We start from the raw sequence: 20,749 nt of genomic DNA on the forward strand, positions 1-20,749 counted from the left end.
AACTGCCAACTGACTACTGACTACTGACTATTGTTCAAGAACTGTTCGACGAAATTGGTGTAAACTTCGCCGCTGAGAAACTCAGGGGAATCAAGGATTTTTTGGTGAAAGCCCAGGGTGGTGGGGACGCCGGTGATGGCACACTCCCGCAATGCCCGTTTCATCCTGCGGATGGCTGTCGGTCGATCGCGCCCCCATACAATTACTTTACCGATTAAAGAATCGTAGTAAGCGGGTATTTCGTAATCGGTGTAAACGTGAGAGTCCATCCGCACGCCGGGGCCACCGGGAGGCAAATAACCGCTGATTATGCCGGGGTGGGGCCGGAAATTGCGATCGGGGTCTTCAGCATTGATGCGACACTCGATCGCGTGACCGTTGAGAATTACTTGGTTTTGCTTGATTTGCAGTTTTTCTCCTTGGGCGATGCGAATTTGTTCGGCTATCAAGTCGAGGCCTGTAATCATCTCGGTGACGGGATGTTCTACTTGGATGCGAGTGTTCATTTCCATAAAGTAGAATTTGCCGGATTTGTCAAGCAGAAATTCGACTGTACCCGCACCCGTGTAGTTGATGGATTTGGCGGCGGCAATGGCGGCGTGACCCATTTGATCTCGCAGTTTCTGGCTGAGGGCTGGGCTGGGGGCTTCTTCGAGGAGTTTTTGGTGTCGGCGCTGAATCGAACAATCTCTCTCACCGAGATGGATGACGTTACCGTAGTTGTCGGCGAGGATTTGGATTTCGATGTGCCGGGGTTTTTCGATGAATTTTTCGAGGTAAAGTCCGGGGTTGCCGAAGGCTGCGTCGGCTTCGCCTTGGGCTGCTGAGAATAGTTTGGGGAGTTCCGAGGGTTCTCTAACTAGCCTCATCCCCCGACCACCACCGCCGGCTGTGGCTTTGATCATCACAGGATAGCCAATGTCGCGGGCGATCGACAAAGCTTCGCGATCGTCGGCCAGCAATCCCTCGCTACCGGGAACTGTAGGGACTTTCACTCGCTGCATCGTTTCTTTGGCGGTGGATTTGTCGCCCATCGCCCGCATCGCGGCAGGAGAAGGGCCGATGAAGGTAATTTGATGGTCGGCGCAGATTTCGGCAAATCGGGCGTTTTCGGCGAGGAAGCCGTAACCGGGGTGAATGGCTGCGGCGTTGCGTGTCAGGGCAGCCGCGATGATGTTGGGGATGTTTAAATAGCTTTTGCTGCTGGTGGGGGGGCCGATGCAAACGGCTTCGTCTGCCAACTGGACGTGCAAGGCGTGTTTATCTACGGTGGAGTGTACGGCGACCGTGGCAATCCCCATTTCCTCGCAGGTCCGCAATATGCGGAGAGCTATTTCTCCCCGATTAGCGATTAAAATTTTCGAGAACCCCATCTTCGCTGCTTAATTCACTCAATATTCTGTACAATAATGCCTTTCGGTATGTTCTGGATAATCGTTTTGCAGAAATTGTTCACAAAAATTTATTTTACATTTTGCTGGTAGTGGTGCTATGATTTTAAATCGGCGGTGTCAAAGGGCAAGTCACAAGTTAAATGTCAGGAACCTCAACCTGTAAATCTTTAACTGGTAACGCAAAAATCCCGGAGATTGCTAGAAAGAGCGGATGTGGCGGAATTGGTATACGCGCACGCTTGAGGTGCGTGTGGCATTATGTCCTTGCGAGTTCGAGTCTCGCCATCCGCATTGAATATATAAAACAACTGTTGACGGTTTTGGCTGTCGGCAGTTGTTTTATATGGGGTGGTTTTTCTAGAAAGTCGATCGAGTACCGTAGGCTGCGGATTCATCAGACATCTTTAAGTGCGATCGAACTTCTGACAGATCCGCACCATACAAAATACTGTTTAACTGTCGATCGACAATTGTGTTTGAATTAAAAACATAGATACTTATCGTTTGTCAAGTAGAATGGGGTTAGTTAGGTTCCGAATCCGAGAGTTGGCTGACGAAAAAGGATGGACGCTAAAGGATGTTGCCGATCGATCCGAGGTTCCGTACAGCACAGTCAGGCACTATGCTCGATCGGAAGGACTAGCAACGGTTGATATCACATCCATTCAAAAGATAGCTCGCACCCTCGATGTTTTGATTGAGGAGTTGATGGAAGTTGTCAAAGAGTAAACAGATTTATCAGTAAGTCGCGAGAATTTGACTGCGAAAATGTAATTAACAAAGAAAGCAGAGGGCGAATACCCATCCCCAGAGGGAAGTTGATTTTGGGGACTAGGTAAACTTGTCTGCGCGAATGATAGTTTTAACACTTTACGAGCAATTAGCAAAGCAACCCCTCCCAAGACTCCGCCACCTAAGCAACTAAATATAATGGCACTAAAGAAGGGATGAAGTTTCTTTGTTTGTGTAGCTGCGGTTTCAACCGCCGGGTTTCTACACAAAAGAACTGCAATAATTATGGCAAAATAAGAATTACTCATTTAATCGCTCGCCATTATCCCAATGATTACCGTTACCCAAGCAGAAATTGAACAGTATCGCTCCCAATTACAAGAATATCCCGATGCTCTAAAAGATCTTGATGTACTTGAAGAGTGTGAAGGCGATTTAGAATATGCAGCCGAAACCTTAGCAATTAAGTCAGGAGAATTAGACAACGATCTAGATGCAAAAAACCCAAATGAGCCTAGCTGGTTAGAAAAATCAGCCGAGAAATTGCGTCCTCATATTTGTACGCAAGCTTTTAAAGACGTATTGAGTCAAGGTTTTGCTGTTGCATTGGGTTCGCTAATAACTGCTGGCGTTTACCCAGGAGTACCATTAACACTGGTACTTATTTACATAAGCACGAAAAATTTGGACAATTTTTGTCAGGGGATTGCTAAACGCCGATCGCAGTGAAGCCAGCCCAGTAATGAGGTTCAGCAAAAGGAAACGGCTTGCGGTTCAGTGCGCCATCCAGAGGAGCATTAACAAAGCGTGTGCGTTCTTTTTTGGGCAACAGTTTAAATGTTTGATCGATTTGCGGTTTGAGGCATTTTAATAATGTTTCAAGCCCCTCTGAGGTCAGATTCCGCAGCCATTGTTGTGCCTCATTGAGAGCAGTAACCGTTGATAGAGTTTCTAGGTTTTCATAGAACCGAATCAGTAACAAAGTGCTGGCGAGTTCATCCACTTTCCAAAGGGTACTTACCATACTAGGGCTACCTGCTAAGAGAAATCCGAAAGGTAAGCCAATATATTCATCGCTGGTTCTGGATTCTGTCAATCCAGTTTCGCAGGCGGAGAGAGTGACAATACGACATTGATTTAGGTCAAGATTAAAGATTTCCAACAGTGTCAAACGTTCTTTATTGGCGAATACTAGGGATGATTCCAAAGGCGAGTCAGGCTCGAACTTGCCGTGACAACCGAAATGGGCGCAGTTGGCAAAGCTGAGTTTCGCCTTTAGAATTGCGTTCTTATTAGCATCATCTTTTGCCAAGAAATCATTAGACTTGAATTTGTGACGGATGTTAGCGGCTTGCAGTTCAAGTAAGTAGCGGTCTTTGGTAGGATTGGCAATAGCAAATAGGTGAGAGAAATTAGGGCGTTGTCGCTGTTTCGCCTGTTGCAGTAGTTGGCAACTGGGGGCATAGCTGACTCCACCAGGAAAGCAGTCTAACAGATAAGGATTGGGGGGTGAGGAATCGCTGTTTGGGTTAAACTGCAACCAAGTTTCTTGGCTAACAGATAGGGCGTGCAGGGGGAAAAGATGCAGGAAGCGATGGGGAATTAAAATCAGTCGATCGCACGGTTTCGGAATATTCTTTAAAATCCGATCGAGATGCAAAATCTCAGCTAGGTTTTGGAGGCGGGAGGCTAGTTTTTGCTTCCATTGGGGTTTGCTCTCTTTGTAGTTTTTCTGATACTCGTTATCCCAATTTACTAAGGCTTCAAAGTCTGCTGTTGAAGATTGCCAGACTGTAGGAGTTGGTGATTGAGGAGTGATGGTGAAGGTAAGGAATTTGTCGCCCAGGATGTACCACTGAAGGATAGCAGTATTTTCTGCTGTGAGGGCTTGAATATCGCTGTAGGAAATGTTTTTAACTTTTTGAGTCAGCAGGAAGTCAGGGTCAATGGGTTGGATGTCGCGGACGAGAAGTTCGTCGAGTTGTTGCCGCAATTGGGTGAGATTGGTAGAATCGCGGCTGGTGGTTTGTAGGCTGTCGATTTGGAGGCTGCGTTCTCCCGATATTGTGCCACCGTTGTTGTTACGATTTGTCTGTTGGATTTCCACTCGTCGCTCTTCGGTATCAATTGCTCGACGCAGGCGCGAGAGTTCGTTGATAACGGTTTCGGGAATATCGCCTTTGGGGTATAAGTCGCGGGTGGCTAGGAGTTCGACGAGGTTGCGGGCTTTGCTGCGTTCGACGTATTCTATAGCTTTAGTGTAGTTTTTTCGCTTTACGCAAACTTCCACCATTCTTAGATAAAGATTATTCCATTCTTCGGCTAATTTTTGCTTACTTTCATCTCCAGAATGAATCTCACCCCGCAGAAATTCTACGGTATCAATGGCGGCGGCAAAAGTATTGTAAGCTAGCTGTAAATTGGGAACTACTAAATAGGCAAGCCCTAGAGTAAATAAGGTTACAGCATGGTATTGGGGAAATGCTTCGCGGGTGTAGACTTCTAATGAAGCAGTGTAAAAGGCGATCGTAATTTCGATGTTCTTTACTTCTCCCCTGATTCTATTAAAGTAGGCAGTTGCGAGATAACTTTGTATCATTGCCCAATCTTCTGGAAAGGCTTCGCGGGTGTAGACTTCTAATGAAGCTGTGTAAAAGGCAATCGCAATTTCTATATTCTCAGCTTTCTCTCCCCTGATTCTATTACAGTAGGCAAGTGCCAAAGTATTTTGCGTCATCGCCCAATTTTCTGGAAAGGCTTCGCGGGTGTAGACTTCTTCTAATGCAGCCGTGCAAAATGCGATCGCAATTTCGATATTCTCAGCTTTCTCTTCTTTGATTCTGTTTATGTAGGCACTTGCCAAATTATTTTGCGTCATCGCCCAATTTTCAGGGAAATCTTCAAGCGTACGAACTTTTAAAGCCTTCTTGTGAAAGTCAATCGCCCGTTCCAGATTATCCGCCCTTGAGCCTTTGATTCGGTCACTGTAGGCAACAGCTAGATTATTTTGTGTCCCCGCCCAATCTTCAGGGAAATCTTCAAGGGTACGAACTATTAAAGCCCTCTCGTAACAGTCAATCGCCCGTTCCAGATTATCCGCCCGTGAGCCTTTGATTCTGTTACTGTAGGCAGCAGCCAGATTATTTTGAGTCCCCGCCCAATCTTCAGGAAAATCTTCAAGGGTACGAACTATTAAAGCCCTCTCGTAACAGTCAATCGCCCGTTCCAGATTGTCCGCCCGTGAGCCTTTGATTCTGTTACTGTAGGCCATACCTAGGTCATTTTGAGTCAGTGCCCATTTTTCACGGAAATCCTCAAGGGTACGAACTGTTAAAGTCGCCTCATAACAGTCGATCGCCCGTTCCAGATTATCCGCCCGCGAACCGTTGATTCTGTCACTGTAGGCATTAGCTAGGTTATTTTGAGTATCGGCCCATTGTTCAGGGAAATCCTCAAGGGTACGAACTGTTAAAGCAGCTTCATAAAACCCGATCGCCCGTTCCCGATTATCGGCACGTGAGCCTTTGATCCTGTTACTGTAGGCAGCAGCTAGGTTATTTTGAGTATCTGCCCATTTTTCAGGGAAATCCTCAAGTGTACGAACTGTTAAAGTCGCTTCATAACAGTCGATCGCCCGTTCCAGATTATCCGCCCGCAAACCGTTGATTCTGTATAAGTAGGCCATGCCTAAGCTATTTTGAGTCGTTGCCCATTGTTCACGGAAATCCTCAAGGGTATAAACTTTTAAAGCTGCCTCACAAAAGCCGATCGCCCGTTCCAAATTTTCCGCCCGTGAGCCTTTGATTCTGTTACTGTAGGCAATAGCTAGGTTATTTTGAGTCCCTGCCCATTTTTCAGGCAAATCTTCAAGGGTACGAACTATTAAAGTCTTCTCGTAACAGTCAATCGCCCGTTCCAGATTATCCGCCTGTGAGCCTTTGATTCTGTTACTGTAGGCAATGCCTAAGCTATTTTGAGTCGTTGCCCATTTTTCAGGCAAATCCTCAAGGGTATAAACTTTTAAAGCTGCCTCACAAAAGCCGATCGCCCGTTCCAGATTATCCGCCCGCGAACCGTTGATTCTATTACTGTAGGCAATAGCTAGGTTATTTTGAATCATTGCCCAATCTTCAGGCAAATTTTCAAGGGTATAGACTGTTAAAGCTGCCTCAAAAAACCCGATCGCCCGTTCCAGATTATCCGCCCGCGAACCGTTGATTCTATCACTGTAGGCAATAGCTAGGTTATTTTGAGTATCTGCCCATTTTTCACGGAAATCCTCAAGGTTAGGAACTGTTAAGGCCGCGTCATAACAGCCGATCGCACGTTCCTGATTTTCCGCCCGTGAGCCCTTGATTCTTTTTCTGTAGGCATTACCCAGGTTATTTTGAGTTATAGCAAACTTTTCGCTCCCCGGTTCCCGATTACTTAAAGCTATTTGATAACCAGTAATTGCAATTTCAATATTATTCGCTTTTTTGCCAATAGGAGCTTTATTAATATGACCACTTAAATTTTCAATGAGGCCGACAATGAACCCAATTTCTTCTGGATGTTCAGTAATTAAATTCTGGGCTACTTGCTGTAAAACATCTGCAAAACGAGCAGTGAGGAGATGTTTATGTCGAGCAAGCATGGAGTAAATTACTGTAAAATCCTTATTGCTTTCTTCTTCTGCTTGTAATAAATCTAGTATAAACTCTCTATAATTTTCTGAATTTTCACCTTCATAATTATCGGTATTTCTCTTATCATTAATACCCAATGATTCCCCTAATTCACGGGCAAGATTTCGGAAAAAATGAGCTCTAGTTTCCTTTCCTAGCTCTACCAACATTGTCGCTACCACCTCGCAAGCTTGCAGAAACCCCTGATCCAGTAATTCTGAGTTAGCCTCATTTAAAATCTCCGGTTCCTTACCGCTAGGACACGTCAGTAGCGCGTTAATTAATTGCCAATAAACTTGGGCGCGGGTTTCGTCCATTGTGGGGAGTGGTCAATAACACGGATGTTTATTTTATCACGATTGGTGGTTTGGCGGTTGACGCTCCCCCGTATCAATTTCTACCCCATCCCGAACAAGTAATCGAAATTACCCTCTCCCACAGAGTTTTTAAGCGTATTGATAATTTTCCTTGTATTATCGTGAGGCCCTTCAATATAACAAGGTTTTCCATTGCGACCGAATTTCAAGCCAATTTCGCTGGTTGATTCTCCTAAATGAGCCTTCGACTGCTCGAAATCGCGATGCGGTTCAAAGCCTAATGTTTTGGCATAGGCGATCGCACCCCAAACCAGGGCTTGTGCTTGCTCTAAACTAATCTCCTCGTACTCTTGCATAAACTGCGAGTAACAAAGCTGAACGAAATTTTTATATTGGCTATCGTTGCAGTTACGTGGCGGGATGGCATCCTTAACTCCCAAACACCAGTAGTCGATCAAATAAGAGGCTGTAACAAAACGATTGTATCCCTTGGAACGGGTAACCACCACTAAACCCAAACCGCTCGTTTCAGAGGTTTCATTCCCCAACAATACCTTCGCAAAATTTACATCCACGAGACATTGAGCAACGGGCAATAACTCTCCTTTTTCGGCGCTAGCGAGGGCTGTTTGTTCTGCATGAGATTGAAGAAAGGTACTGACTTCGGATGCTTTCAATCCTAACTTCCGGGCAATTTGTTTGGGCGTTAATTGGCGATCGCGCAGGTTGAGAATTTCTTGTTCTTGTTCGGGCTGCATAGTTTTTCTATTGCCGTCAGGGCTGGGTTCAAGCTGAGTCGATCATTGTACCGCGTTTTTGCGACCAACTTCGTAACATTGCAAAGATTGAGGAAAAAACCCGGTTTCTTTGATGGTGCGAGTGGCGAGAAACCTCGGTTAGCCCGATAGTCCGCCAGGGGTTTCAACCCCTGTCTCATAGCAAAAGTCCTCTTAAAGAGGACTAAAGAGTTTTTCATTTTTATCTCAGCTTTTCAGTCGGTTTCAACCGACTTTCGCTATTAGCCAGGGGTTTGAACCCCTGGCGGATGTGGCGACACCACTTTATTTTATACTTCTCGTAAAATGCGACTATTCAAACGCTCATATTCATCCTCTAGCAGCCACATTTTAGCCGCTTCGTAATTGTCACTATAAAAAATAACTTTATAGTTTTGTGCAGGATTATGGATGCAAAATTTCCCTGAATTTTCCTTAACTAGCATCAGGATATAAGGAGGAGATATCAGAGTATCCGCCCAGATTTCCGCAAACTCCCACTCAGTCTCTTGCTCTGATTCTTGACTAATTTTAGTAGCTTGTGCGGGGTCTTGTGCGAGGTATGACATGGTATTTACCTGTAGTTTTTTTAATCTTTATTTCACCGTAATTTAGTGGTATCCGAGTACCGTCTGCTTTTAGTATATAACCAATTGGTTCTGAAAAGTACAATCCATAGCGTTCATAATTGTCCTCTACATCGTCCTCTCCTGTGCGTTCCCCTCTTAGCTTAATTTCTGCGGCCACTCTTTCCATTGTTTCTCTATCATTAAAGAGATGGACGATTCCTTCGCTTTCAAATTCACTTTGGGCTTTTTGGGTTCCGGGGAGATGTTTATCAATGAGACTGGTTCGAGTTTCTAGAGTAATTTCACGGTCAATTCCACTCATAGCTCTGTTCAATCTTAATTATATACCATTCATCGATGAATTTAGTTTAGTCTTGGAACCACGGGTGGCCATAAACCGGGTTTTTGCGACAGACTTGGTGACCGTGCAAAGATTTGGAAAAAACCCGGTTTCTTTGATGGTTGGTGGGTGTACAAACCTAATTTTTGGCTAATTCGGGCGGCCGGCCCATTAAACCAGTCATCAGCCGCAAGGCTAAAAACCTCACTGGGGGAATTGTCCGCAAACACCACAATCCGAAGCGGCGAAATGCTACAATTGGCAGCCAAGTATTGGAAAATAATCTGTCTAGAAAATCGGTAAATCCTAACACGATTAAATTCTCTTTTTTGCGCCAGTTGTGATACCGTTTCAATACTCGCAAATCGCCGATGTCTTCGCCTTTTTGGTGCGCTTGCTGCAAGATTTGGGCGATCGCCCCTGCGTCTCGAATGCCCATATTTAATCCCTGGCCCCCCACGGGATGGCAGCAGTGGGCCGCATCGCCAATTAGTGCTAATCTGGGCAAAACGTAGCGATCGCTCTGCATTAACTGCACGGGAAACAAAAAGCGATCGCTCTCCAATTCCAAACGCCCCAAAAGCCCGCCCGTGCGCTGTTCCAACAAAGTCAAAAACTCTGTTTCATCCATTTGTTGCAAAGCTTTCGCTTCCGCGTGGGGTGCTGTCCAAACTACTTGACAACGGTTGCCAGGTAATGGTAAAACTCCCATCGGGCCGCTCGGCCAAAAGCGCTCAAAAGCGATATCATTGTGCGGTTTTTCTGCTTTAATAGTGATAGCAACGCAGGATTGCCAGTATTTCCAGCCGCGAGTGCTGATGTTGGCTTCGGTGCGGATGCGCGATCGCGAACCGTCGGCGGCGACTAATAATTTGGTGCGAATTGTCCGAGTTTCGCCGTTTTGTTTGACTTCTATTTCGGCGCAATCGGTTAAATATTTTACCTCGACTACTTCTGCCGGACAAACCCAACTAAAATTCGGGTTTTTTGCCAAAGATTCTTGCAAAGCTGACAGCATGACTCGGTGCTCGCCAACGTAACCTAAAGCTGTTTTTGGTACGGGCAATTTGCCAGTATTTCCCAAATCCGGGCGGTGGAATTCGACGACGCCGGGATAGTCGCCGTCGCAGAGGCTAATTTGCTCGAAGGTGGTGATTTGTGGCAAGATTTGCTGCCACACGCCGATACCTTCTAAGATCATTCCTGATAGCAGGGTGATTGCATAGGCTTGTTTTTTGGCGGCGGCGGCGGCGGGGAGTTGGGTTTCAATTATAGCGATTTTTAATCCAGAATCTTTTAAGGCGCTGGCTAATGTGGCCCCGACTATGCCACCTCCGACGATGGCTATGTCAAAGTCGAGTGTCGCTGTTTGCGTGGAGGCTGTGGTTGGAGAAAGTTGGTTTACAGGCATTTTCAAGGGATTTTGTCAAAGTTAATTGGATTGTTACTTTTTTATTGTAAAGAATTATTTCAATTTAGGGCGATCGAGCGACGGAGACGAAAGATGGGGAGACGGGGAGACGTTGAGAAATTTATGATTAATGACAACCATCAACGATCAACTGCCCACTATCAACTGCCAACTGCCAACAGTCAACAGTCAACAGTCAACAGTCTAATGACTAATGACTAATGAATGCTGACCATTTCCTTGGTGTTTTCGGCAGGCAGCGTTGATACTTCCTGGCAAATAGGAATCTCGATGACAAACTCTGCACCTTCCCCAGGCGTGGAAATACACTGCAATTTGCCCCGGTGTTTTTCAACTATAATCTGATAGCTGATAGACAGCCCCAAGCCTGTGCCTTTGCCGACGGGTTTAGTAGTAAAAAATGGGTCGAATAACTTGTGAATAACTTCTTGATTGATTCCCATCCCGTTGTCGGCAATCCGAATTGTTACTGTGTCTGAATTCGCACTGGTGCTAATCCGGATTCTGTTGCGGTGAGAATATATCTCTTTTGAAGAATGAGCGTTATTGTACTCTTCGAGGGCGTCGATCGCATTTCCTAAAAGATTCATAAATACTTGATTGAGCTGACCTACATAGCACTCAACTTTTGGAAAATTGCCGTATTCTTTGATAATCTCAATCGCGGGACGAAGTACATTAGCTTTGATCCGGTGCTGCAAAATTAGCAAAGTGCTTTCGATTCCTTCGTGAATGTCTACTCGCTTCATCTGCGATTCGTCGAGTCTGGAAAAGTTGCGTAAGGATACAACTAAGTCGCGGATGCGATCGGCGCCTACCTTCATTGATTCCAAAATCTTTGTAAAGTCCTCCATTAAGAAATCGACTTCAATATCTTCGGCTGCTTCTACAATTTCCGGGACGGGATTTGGGTATTTTTCCTGGTAAAGGTGGAGCAAGCCGAGCAAGTCTGTGGCGTATTGGGTGGCGTGGGTAATGTTGCCGTAGATGAAGTTAATCGGATTGTTAATTTCGTGGGCGACGCCGGCGACTAGCTGCCCGAGAGAAGAGATTTTTTCGGTTTGGATTAGTTGAGTTTGAGTTTGGTGCAACTCGTAGACAGCTTTTTCGAGCTCGGTTGCTTGCGATCGATACTGTCCCTCCGACTGCTTGAGTGCTTCCAAAACTTGGACGCGCTCGCTAATATCGGTGTGAGTTCCCACCCATTCGCGAATGCTGCCGTCGGCTGCCAAAATGGGGACGCCCCGCACCCAGAAGTGTCTGTAGCTGCCGTCTGCGGCCCGCAAGCGGTGCTCGATTTCATAGAGACTTTTTGCTTCGACTGCGCGCATCCAAGCTTGTGCCGTGATCGGACGATCGTCTGGGTGAATTGCCGAAACCCAGTTTTCTGTAGCTTCCTCCAAACTTTGACCTGTATATGCCATCCAGTCGATCGGTGCGATCGGCTTTCCCTGAGCGTCTGTCATCCATACCAGTTGCGCGGTGGCCATTGCCAGCGATCGGTATCTTTCCTCGCTCAGACGCACAAATTCTTCGGCTTGTCGGCTCGCCGTCACGTCGCGCAAAATTGCTGTGAATATAATTTGACCTGCAACTTCGAGTTTGGAAATAGAAGCTTCGGCGGGAAATTGCGTACCGTCTCGGCGGCGGGCGAAAATTTCTTTGCGGCTGCCCATTTTTCGGGCTTGTTTAACGTCGCCGCCGAAATTGCTGACGAGGTGGCTGTGAGGGGCGGCAAAAGCTTCGGGTAACAGCAGGCTCAGGGATTGCCCGATCGCCTCCGCTGCACTCCACCCGAAAATCCGTTCTGCACCTTGGTTGAACAGGATAATTTTTTGGTCAGCATCCACGGAAATAATCGCGTCGTCGGCAATTTCTACAATGCCGGCGAAACGAGCTTGAGACATTTGCAGCGCTTTTTCGGCTTCTTTGCGATCACTAATGTCGCGGGCGATCGTCGAAATGTATGTGAGTTTGTCGTCCAGTGCGGAGTGGGAGATGATGACTTGGCTGACGGGAATTTCAAGTCCCGAGGCTGACACGAAGGCGGTTTCTCCGCTCCAAACGCCCCCGGAAACAGCAGTGGCGCTCGCTTGATTCAAAGTGCTGCGGGCTGACGCTGCCGTGAATTCTGGAAATTGTCGGTTGGATATATCTTCGTTTTCGTCTATACCCACCATTTTTCTGCCTGCTTTGTTGATGTAAACCGCGCGTCCTTCGAGGTCGCAGATACCTACAAAATCCGGCGTAGCTTCCAGAATTGCTGCCAGACTTCTGTTGGCGATTTCGGCTTGTTTGCTCTCAGTAATATCCCGCGAAATGGTAACTATACCGCTAATATTTCCTACTCCGTCCCGGTAAGCACTTTTTGTAGAAAGAAATGTCCTCAAATTTCCTTTGACTGGCAGGTCTTCTTCGATCGCTTGCGTTTGGCCGGCTGTCATAATTGGGCGATCGGTTTTCCTAATATTCCCCGCAATTTCCGGTGGAAATAACTCGCTGTCATCTCTGCCGATAATGTCGTCTACAGACTTGCCAATTATACTAACTCCCGCAGCATTTAGCATCAGATAACGGCCTTGAATATCTTTGACAAATAGGGCGGCCGGCGTACTATTGATGACGGCAAGCAACAGGTTGTAGTTTTTTTGAAGTGCCTGCTTAGTTGTTTGAGTGTCGAAAATTTGCTCCTGCAATTGCTCATTGGCGAGTTGCAGTTGGATAGTCCGTTTCTCAACTTGAGTTTCTAAGTCTAATTTAGCTTTCCTCAGTCCCAGTTCCGCTCGATAGCGCTTCCGGTCGGCCGTGCAGAGAGTTTTTGCATTCTGCCAAATCAGAACTGTAAAAATAATCACGTTCAATACGCTTAACAGCGATATCCCTACCTCCGGCGTGTAGGCTTGTAACCGCTCTCCCGAGAGGATGAAATAACCTACTAAAGGCGGGATAATAATTGCCCGTGGTAACAAGCGCCGCGCCATGATGCCGCCCGCGCGATCGCTCGTCATGACTGCGATCAATCCTCGCTCTGGGCTGGCAAATAAAATGCCGACGCTCAGCAACATAAATGCTGCGGAGGTGTGCAAAGCCATCCCTGTATTATTGCCAATTTGGTAAAATAAAGCTTTGTCGTAGAGGTAGCCTATCAAACCCGTAAATGCAATTAAAAATGCACAACAGCTTAAGATTTGAATCCGCAGGTATTTAGGGCGACGTTCTGACAGCAGCAGCAGCGCTGTTCCCAGCAATAAAAAAGCACCAGCAGTATTCGGAGCCATGCGTCCTGGTATTCCGGCGCTTGTCAAGGTGTAACTTTCTTCAAAGAGCAGTTGGTCGATGCCTAAGTCTAAATTAAAAGTATATTGAACTAGGGTTAATAGGCTAATTAATATAATTAAAAATGAACAGCTATAAATTAAACAATTAGGATTTTTTTGATGCTTTCTTGCCCTTAATTCTACGCGCCGCCGCTGTTGGATGAACAGAGAACACCCGCCCAAAATAAAGCAGATCGCAGTATTGGCTTTCATTGTCACGAGTCCGGGCAGAATGCTTTTTAACGGTTGCAGATGGAATATCCAACCCAAAAGGACTGTACAGCCGATCGCGATTACTGCAATACTCGCTTTTTTGGAAAAAGACTGAACTGCTGCCATTCGGGTTGAGGGCCTGTGCAGTTGTTGTGCTCGTTCAAAAAGTTCCAATTTCTCGATCCCTCAAGTTATTTGGGTTTCTACGTATCTAAGGTAACAATAAATACTGTAGTCATATTGTTGCCCACTATACAAAGCTGCTTAAGACTTTCTTAAAACCGCTAAGCATAAAATATGAATTATTTTATCTAACTTTAGAGATATAGTCAACTGAAGGTTGAAGGCTCTTATGTAGAAGGCATTCGGCAGAATTCAATAATTTTTCTTGCTGGTAAGTTAAAACAAAAAATTCCTTGTTGCTTGTTCGTTGTCCCTTCGGTCTCGGAAATTAGCGCCCCATCGCTCGGCAAGACCGAGTGTTTTTACTCAGTACATCAAGGCGTAATAGTAGCGGATTAGTCAATCGGCAACACGATCGCTCGGATTGTCAAGCGGCTGCTGTGGCTGTGGGAAATGCGATCGGCAGAACAGATAAGACTCGGCGCTTGAAACCGCTACTACAAAAACAAAGTCCGCCTGCGCGGACTAAAGAGGGGATATTAAAGTCGGATTTGGTAACTGTCAACTGTCAACAGTCAACTGACAACAGACAACAGTCAACTAACTCCCAAGTTTTGAACTGCTTGCAAAGCTTCGGTTGCTGAGGGGTAACGCTGGGGGAAAGCGTAGAGCACCATCTTTTCTAAAACGCTAGCAAACTGCGGGGTGACAGTTGCATTTTTCTGCCAGATAAGATTGCCTAAATTATCAACTCTGAGTTGTTTCGGGCGCATTCCTGTCAAGGCTTGAATCCCGATGAGCCCGACAGCATAGATGTCGCTGCACAGTTTCGGGGAACCGATGGCTTGTTCGGGAGGAATATAATCTTGCTGAGTCCCACCGCGCGATTTCGTTTGACCGATACTGTTTAGTGAAGTGTTGATTTCTTTAACTGCCCCAAAGTCAATTAATACAATTTTGTTATCAGATGTGCGCCTGATTAAGTTTTGAGGGTGAACGTCGCGGTGAATTACATCTTGTTTGTGAACAAAGACAAGGACTTCCAAGATATCTTTCAACAAAGCAATAACCTGATGTTCTTCCCAAGGTTGACCTTCGAGTAGTTCTTGATACAAGGGTTGCCCTTCGATGAATTGATAGACTAAATAAAAATATCCATCTTCTTCAAAGCGAGCTAACAATTCTGGTATCCGATCGTGTTGACCCAATCGATATAAAAGCCGCGTTTCTCGATCGAATAGGTGCCTGGTTCTCTCACACTGGCTTTTGAGGCGCTTGACGAGGCATAAAGGTCGATCGGGCAAATTTTCATCTTCAGCCAGATATGTATCGCTGTACTCAGTGCTGACCAAATGTTCTCTGATTCGGTAACGCATCTGCAGCAGTTTTTGCAAGATCGGATCGACATAATTAGCGGGTTGTGTGCCTTTTTCTACAGCTCTCATGATGCAGTCCCAAAGATTTGCTCCGACTACTCTTTCTTCTTGTCCAATAATTCCTGCTTGCTTCAGTACCTTGGTGAGGTCTTTCCACAAGTTGTAGCCGACATACCGCCCCAGGTAGCCCACTGTGTACCCGCGGGCGATCGGATCGTTTTGCTGAATTTGTTGGTACGTCAAACCCCCTACAACGCCTCGAATTATCGACTGTTGCAAGCGACTCAGGTGTTTTTCCGTTTGTTCGTATACCAGATTGTCCAAAAAAATTATTGCTTCTTCTACCGTCATAGCTTCATATTTTAAGTGACTTGTACAGGAGATATACATTTTTTGACCCCTAGATTTCTGTTACATATGATTTAACTTGACTTTGATAGCTTTGTCTACTGATTGAAATATATTTTTATAAATATGACTTTTATGACTTTAAGTTATGACTTTTATGAATTGACATTATCCACAGTTGCGATTATTGTATCAATTACAAGTTTTAACTACGGAATATATTCCCAAATTAGCACGTTGCAAATTTGACTTTACCCAATTCAAGCAAAATATTTAGAGCTGTATCATGGCAAACTCAATCGCTCAGACAATTACAAAGTCGATCGCATTTATCGACAGTGCCGTACCCGAATCCCAAACCTTAGCCAACGGCATCCACCCAGAAACCGAAGTCATTCAACTAGATGCCCGTCGTAATGGCATCGAACAAATTGCCGAAGCCTTGCAAAATCGCAGTGTCTCAGCAATTCACATAATTTCCCACGGATCGCCGGGCTGCTTGCAATTGGGCAGCAGCAACTTGAATGCAGACAGCATCGAGTGCGATCGCACTTCTTTACAGCAGTGGTTCTCGACACAAATGGGCGCGATCGAAAATTCGCCGCCTTCAAGCCTTGGGGAAGAAAGAATTCAACCAGAAATTCTGCTTTATGGCTGCCAAGTAGCAGCAGGCGACACAGGTATTGCCTTCGTAAAAAGGCTAAGCGAACTAACCGGAGCCAGCGTTGCCGCCTCCCAGAATCTAACAGGAAGTGCGGCCAAGGGTGGCGATTGGGAACTCGAAGTCAAAACAGGAAAAATCAAAACACCTTTAGCCTTAAAACCAGAGGTATTGGCAACTTACAGCCACGTTCTCTCACTCTTTAAAATTAATGACTACGATCCAGAAATCTACGTCACCAATGTCACCTCCGGAGACTTTAACGGTGACGGTAAGCCTGACGTAGCCACTATGGATCTTTTGTCAAACAACATTGGCATTCTCTTTGGAAATGGCAATGGCACATTTAACTTTGGCCCCAAAATTAATTTAGGAGTAGCTCCTTACGACTTTGCTGCAGGAGACTTTAATGGTGACAGCAAGCTGGATTTAGGCATTACTAACTTGAGTTCTAAAAACTTTTCTATTTTATTAGGAGACGGCAAAGGCAGCTTTAGTCCGGCCACCAACTTTGATTTGGGTTCATCTTTCACCGGCGTCTTTTGGGGAGACTTTAACGGCGATGACAAGCTTGATCTAGTTACTCGTAACTCCGACTCTAACAACATATCTATACTCTTGGCAGATGGCAAGGGCGGCTATGGCAAACCCACTAACTTTAGTGTGGGAACATTTCCCAGCAGCATCGTTGTGGGAGACTTTAACGGCGATAAAAAGGTCGATTTAGCAACTGCCAACCAGAACTCTAATAATATTTCCGTACTTTTAGGAGATGGCAAAGGCAGTTTCGGCAAAGCCACGAATTTTGATGTAGGAAAATCCCCCACTTCTCTAGATGTGGGAGACGTGAACAACGACGGCAACCTTGACTTAGTAACTGCAAATAGCGGCTCTAACAGCGTTTCTATTTTATTTGGAGATGGCAAAGGCAGCTTTGGTTCTACCACCAGTGCTTATGGAGGAGTGAACCCCTCTTCACTTACCCTGGCAGACTTTAATGCTGATAGCAAACTTGATTTAGCAGTTTCTGATGTCATTTCGACCTTCATTTTGTGGGGAGACGGTACGGGCGGCTTCAACACTTACGACGAGGTTCCCTACGCTGGTCTCAACCCTGTCATAGTAGACCTTAACGCAGATAAACAGGCCGATATAGTTGGCAACACCCTTGGAGATATCAGGGTTTTGCTCAACGATTTAGACGCTAATCAGGCCGTTTCTTACGCTATTACTATCAATGGTGCTAGCGATACTGAAGGCAACACGGGTGTAAAAAATCCCATTTTCACGGTGACTCGCAGTGGCAATCTTGAATTTAGCAGCAGTGTTAGTTATGACATTACTGGCAATGCTACTAACGGCAGCGATTACAACAATATTGGCGGGACTTCTGGGGCAACTGGTGTCAAAGGCCAAATCAAATTTCTTCCGGGCGAAACATCCAAAACCCTGATTATGGATGTCTTGGGCGATACATTACCAGAAAGCGATGAAGACATTATTGTTACTTTGTCAAATCCGATCGCACCCGGCCCCAAACCTACCATTACTACTGCTACCGTTAAGGGTACGATTATAGACGATGACACTCCTGGCAACACGTCCACTACGCCAACACCAACACCAACTCCAACTCCAACTACATCCGCTACTCCAACACCAACTCCAACACCAACTACATCCGCTACTCCAACACCAACTCCAACACCAACTACGTCCGCTACGCCGACACCCACACCAACGCCAGTGACGCCAACGTCAGTGACGCCGACGCCGACGCCAGTGACGCCCACACCAGTGACGCCCACACCAGTGACGCCCACACCAGTGACGCCGACGCCTGCAGAAGTGACGCCCCCACTGATACTTGCAAGTCCAGAGATTATTATTAATCCAACATCGGGATTAGTCACTACAGAAGCAGGTGGCACAGATCAATTCACTATCAAACTCAACAGCCGACCTACTGCTGATGTGAGTATTAATTTTGGTAGCAATAATGTGGAAGAAGGAGTAATTCTCAGGCCAACTGTTACCTTCAATTCTACTAATTGGAATCGAGAGCAGACGGTGACGGTAGAAGGCGTTGATGATAGTGTATTTGATGGAAATCAAAATTACTCTATTATTGCCGACCATGCTGTTAGCGCCGATCCCAATTACTCCGGGTTAAATGCACCAATTGTTTTCGTTACCAATAATGACGATGACGAGCTTGCTCAGACCATTTTTAGTTTGATCGACGAAGGCGCCGTTATTGATGGTTACATCTCCGGTGCAACCATCTTCCTTGATGCTAACAAAAATGGCATAAAAGATAGTAACGAACCATCAACTACTACTGACTTTAACGGTGAATATCAGCTCGATATTCCCTTGGAGACTTTCGACAAAAATAAAAATGGGAAAATCGATGCAGATGAAGGCAATTTAGTTGCTTTTGGCGGGACGGATACTGCGACAGGTTTGCCACTGGAAACTCCTGTTTCTGCACCTGCGGATGCCGCTGTGGTTACTCTATTAACCAGTTTGGTAACTGATTTGATGGATGGGGGAATGACGCAGAGTGAAGCCGAGTCAAAAGTTAAATCTACTCTGTCTATTCCTGCGGGAGTTGACTTATTAGACTTAGATCCGATCGCCTCTACAGCCAAAAATGAACCGGGCGGCGTTGAAACTCTAGTCGCCATGACAAAAGTCCAAAATGTAATTACCCAAACCAGCAGCCTCATAGACGGTGCATCTACGGCTGATAATGCTGCGATCGTCAAAGCTGTTGTCGGGGCAATTAACAGTAAAATCAAATCCGGCGGTTCCCTGGATTTGAGCGATTCGGCACAGGTAGAAAGCATTATCCAGCAATCTGTTGCCAACGTCAAAAAAATTGACACCAATCTCAACACTCAACAGCTTTCTCAAATTACCCCGGAAGCAGCGAAGGTAATGGTTGAGGCAAATCAAAGCACGGATAAAGTTAAATCTAACTTTTTGCCTGAGTTTATTCCTTCGGAAATTGCCAAAGTCCAAAAGGTGACATTAGGTGAAAGTTCGATCGCCCTCGAAGAAGCGGCGGCTGGCACAAAACCAATCGCACAGGTAGTTTCCGAAAATACGGGCGAATTTTTAACTGCCAAAATTCAAGGTAATCCAGCACCTTCTCAACCCGCTACTCCGATTGTCCAAGGCGATATTGAAATTGTCAATACTTCTCCTGAAATTCTCGGTGTTGAGGGCCAAAATCTTGTCGGTACTGATGATAGCGATACTTTAATCGGCGGCAGCGGTAACGATTTTATCAGCGGCAGAAAAGCTAGTGATTCCCTCGATGGTGGCGCTGGTAATGACAGCATTTACGGTGGCCGGGGACTCGATACGCTGACAGGTGGCAGTGGCGATGATATCCTATTTGGAGGCCGCGGTACTGACAGTTTGGACGGCGGTATCGGCAATGACAGTTTGTACGGTGGCAAGGGAGATGATACTTTGCTTGGCGGTTTGGGAGATGATTTTCTCAGCGGCGAAAATGGCAACGATTTTCTGATTGGAGGTAGCGGGAGCGATCGCTTTTTGTTAACTCCAGGTGGCGGCTCGGATACGGTGGTTGATTTTGAGGTGGGTATCGATAAATTTGCGATCGATAACGGTTTGACTTTCCAGCAGTTAGAAATTACCCAAACTGCGGGAGGAACGCTGCTGAAAGTTGCCTCAACTAATCAAGTTTTGGCAACGGTGACTGGGTTGAATAGTTCGATTACTGAATCGGATTTTGTGTTGCTTTAGATCCAACTCCAGCGTAGGGGCAATCCTGTGATTGCCCTTCTAAATGAGGTAGGCACTAAAAACGAATCATTTGTTAAATCACTTTTACTGGGAGGAGCATCATGTTTAAATTTGGAAAAATGACCCTAGTATTCATCACCGCATCTGTTGCTGTTTTGCAGCCAGCTTTTTCAGCTAGCGCCCAAGAAACCAGCAGCGAATTCAGGCAACTGCAAACCTTATTAGAAGCTAAGAAATGGGACGACGCCGATCGCGAAACCGTCTCTCTACTCCGCAACAACCCCACGTCTTGTCCTAACCTCCGCGCGATCGACCAATTGTGGATGCAACACAGCAATAACAAATACGGCTTGACCCCGCAGTTAGAGATTTGGCAGAAGACGAGCAACGGTTTAAATTGTAAAACTTGCGAAGGTGAAATTAAAGAATTTAGCGAAAAGGTAGGATGGAAACTAGGCCCGCAAGCAACTCCTATGCTAGGGGATTTTCCAGCTCAGTACCCAACTGTTGCTGCATTAGGTTGGCAAAGCTACGTGGATGGAGATGCAACTATGCAGATTCTTTTTGGCACCCGGAATACATGGCAAGCGTGGAAAGTTCAAGGTTATAACTTGTTCTCTACTTTTGCTAATTGCGGCAAGTAAGTAGACCCACATAAAAAAACAATACCCAGATACCCGACTTATTTAAGAAGTCGGGTATCT

13 protein-coding genes and 1 tRNA gene are annotated in these 20,749 nt (G+C 45.9%); 6 read left to right on the top strand and 8 right to left on the bottom strand.

The annotated features are described in order from the left end of the window. Positions 1 to 20: 20 nt before the first annotated feature. A complete protein-coding gene (gene accC, locus QT994_RS02590) occupies positions 21 to 1,373 on the bottom strand; it encodes an acetyl-CoA carboxylase biotin carboxylase subunit (RefSeq protein WP_333171576.1) in 1,353 nt (450 codons plus the stop codon). Positions 1,374 to 1,601: 228 nt separating this feature from the next. Here accC and QT994_RS02595 point away from each other — a divergent pair. The 3 genes from QT994_RS02595 (at position 1,602) to QT994_RS02605 (ending at position 2,855) form a co-directional block, all read left to right on the top strand. Further along, positions 1,602 to 1,685 (top strand) — tRNA-Leu (locus tag QT994_RS02595). A 225-nt stretch (positions 1,686 to 1,910) separates the two neighbouring features. Further along, on the top strand, positions 1,911 to 2,123 hold the full coding sequence (locus QT994_RS02600) for a helix-turn-helix domain-containing protein (protein WP_006634859.1): 213 nt from the start codon (positions 1,911 to 1,913) through the stop codon (positions 2,121 to 2,123). A 333-nt stretch (positions 2,124 to 2,456) separates the two neighbouring features. After that, positions 2,457 to 2,855, top strand: a complete 399-nt coding sequence (locus QT994_RS02605; protein WP_333171578.1) for a hypothetical protein — start codon at positions 2,457 to 2,459, stop codon at positions 2,853 to 2,855. On the opposite strand, the gene QT994_RS02610 is transcribed toward QT994_RS02605, so the two are convergent. The 6 genes from QT994_RS02610 to QT994_RS02635 all read right to left on the bottom strand — a co-directional run bounded on the left by QT994_RS02610 (position 2,836) and on the right by QT994_RS02635 (position 13,883). Then, the gene (locus QT994_RS02610; RefSeq protein WP_333171580.1) at positions 2,836 to 7,110 is read right to left on the bottom strand and encodes a CHAT domain-containing protein; all 4,275 of its coding nucleotides are present in this window, start codon (positions 7,108 to 7,110) and stop codon (positions 2,836 to 2,838) included. The two genes, QT994_RS02605 and QT994_RS02610, sit on opposite strands and share 20 nt — an antisense overlap. A gap of 80 nt (positions 7,111 to 7,190) precedes the next feature. Next, positions 7,191 to 7,868 carry a DNA-binding response regulator gene (locus QT994_RS02615; protein ID WP_333171582.1) on the bottom strand — a complete coding sequence of 226 codons (678 nt, stop codon included), beginning with the start codon at positions 7,866 to 7,868 and terminating at the stop codon, positions 7,191 to 7,193. A 308-nt stretch (positions 7,869 to 8,176) separates the two neighbouring features. Then, positions 8,177 to 8,455: a hypothetical protein gene (locus QT994_RS02620; RefSeq protein ID WP_333171584.1), complete on the bottom strand. Its 279-nt coding sequence runs from the start codon at positions 8,453 to 8,455 to the stop codon at positions 8,177 to 8,179. Continuing rightward, entirely contained in the window at positions 8,418 to 8,777 is a 360-nt protein-coding gene (locus QT994_RS02625; RefSeq protein WP_333171586.1) for a DUF6972 family protein, read from the bottom strand. The genes QT994_RS02620 and QT994_RS02625 overlap by 38 nt, the downstream gene beginning before the upstream one ends. Before the next feature lie 157 nt (positions 8,778 to 8,934). Further along, a complete protein-coding gene (locus tag QT994_RS02630; RefSeq protein ID WP_333171588.1) occupies positions 8,935 to 10,206 on the bottom strand; it encodes an FAD-dependent hydroxylase in 1,272 nt (423 codons plus the stop codon). A gap of 218 nt (positions 10,207 to 10,424) precedes the next feature. Next, positions 10,425 to 13,883 (bottom strand): PAS domain S-box protein, encoded by a 3,459-nt coding sequence (locus QT994_RS02635; RefSeq protein ID WP_333171590.1) that lies wholly within the window; start codon positions 13,881 to 13,883, stop codon positions 10,425 to 10,427. Positions 13,884 to 14,236: 353 nt separating this feature from the next. Between QT994_RS02635 and QT994_RS02640 the strand changes: the two genes are divergently transcribed. Continuing rightward, complete coding sequence (locus tag QT994_RS02640) at positions 14,237 to 14,524, top strand: hypothetical protein (RefSeq protein ID WP_333044184.1); 288 nt, start codon at positions 14,237 to 14,239, stop codon at positions 14,522 to 14,524. Here QT994_RS02640 and QT994_RS02645 read toward each other — a convergent pair. Beyond that, the gene (locus QT994_RS02645) at positions 14,477 to 15,607 is read right to left on the bottom strand and encodes a serine/threonine-protein kinase (protein WP_333171592.1); all 1,131 of its coding nucleotides are present in this window, start codon (positions 15,605 to 15,607) and stop codon (positions 14,477 to 14,479) included. The genes QT994_RS02640 and QT994_RS02645 overlap by 48 nt on opposite strands. A 283-nt stretch (positions 15,608 to 15,890) precedes the next feature. Between QT994_RS02645 and QT994_RS02650 the strand changes: the two genes are divergently transcribed. Both QT994_RS02650 and QT994_RS02655 read left to right on the top strand, forming a co-directional pair. Then, positions 15,891 to 20,045: a DUF4347 domain-containing protein gene (locus tag QT994_RS02650; protein ID WP_333171594.1), complete on the top strand. Its 4,155-nt coding sequence runs from the start codon at positions 15,891 to 15,893 to the stop codon at positions 20,043 to 20,045. Positions 20,046 to 20,146: 101 nt separating this feature from the next. Continuing rightward, positions 20,147 to 20,689 (top strand): GUN4 domain-containing protein, encoded by a 543-nt coding sequence (locus tag QT994_RS02655; protein ID WP_333044187.1) that lies wholly within the window; start codon positions 20,147 to 20,149, stop codon positions 20,687 to 20,689. Positions 20,690 to 20,749: the final 60 nt, after the last annotated feature.

This window comes from Microcoleus sp. S13_B4, assembly GCF_036700885.1.
Lineage (GTDB): Bacteria > Cyanobacteriota > Cyanobacteriia > Cyanobacteriales > Microcoleaceae > Microcoleus.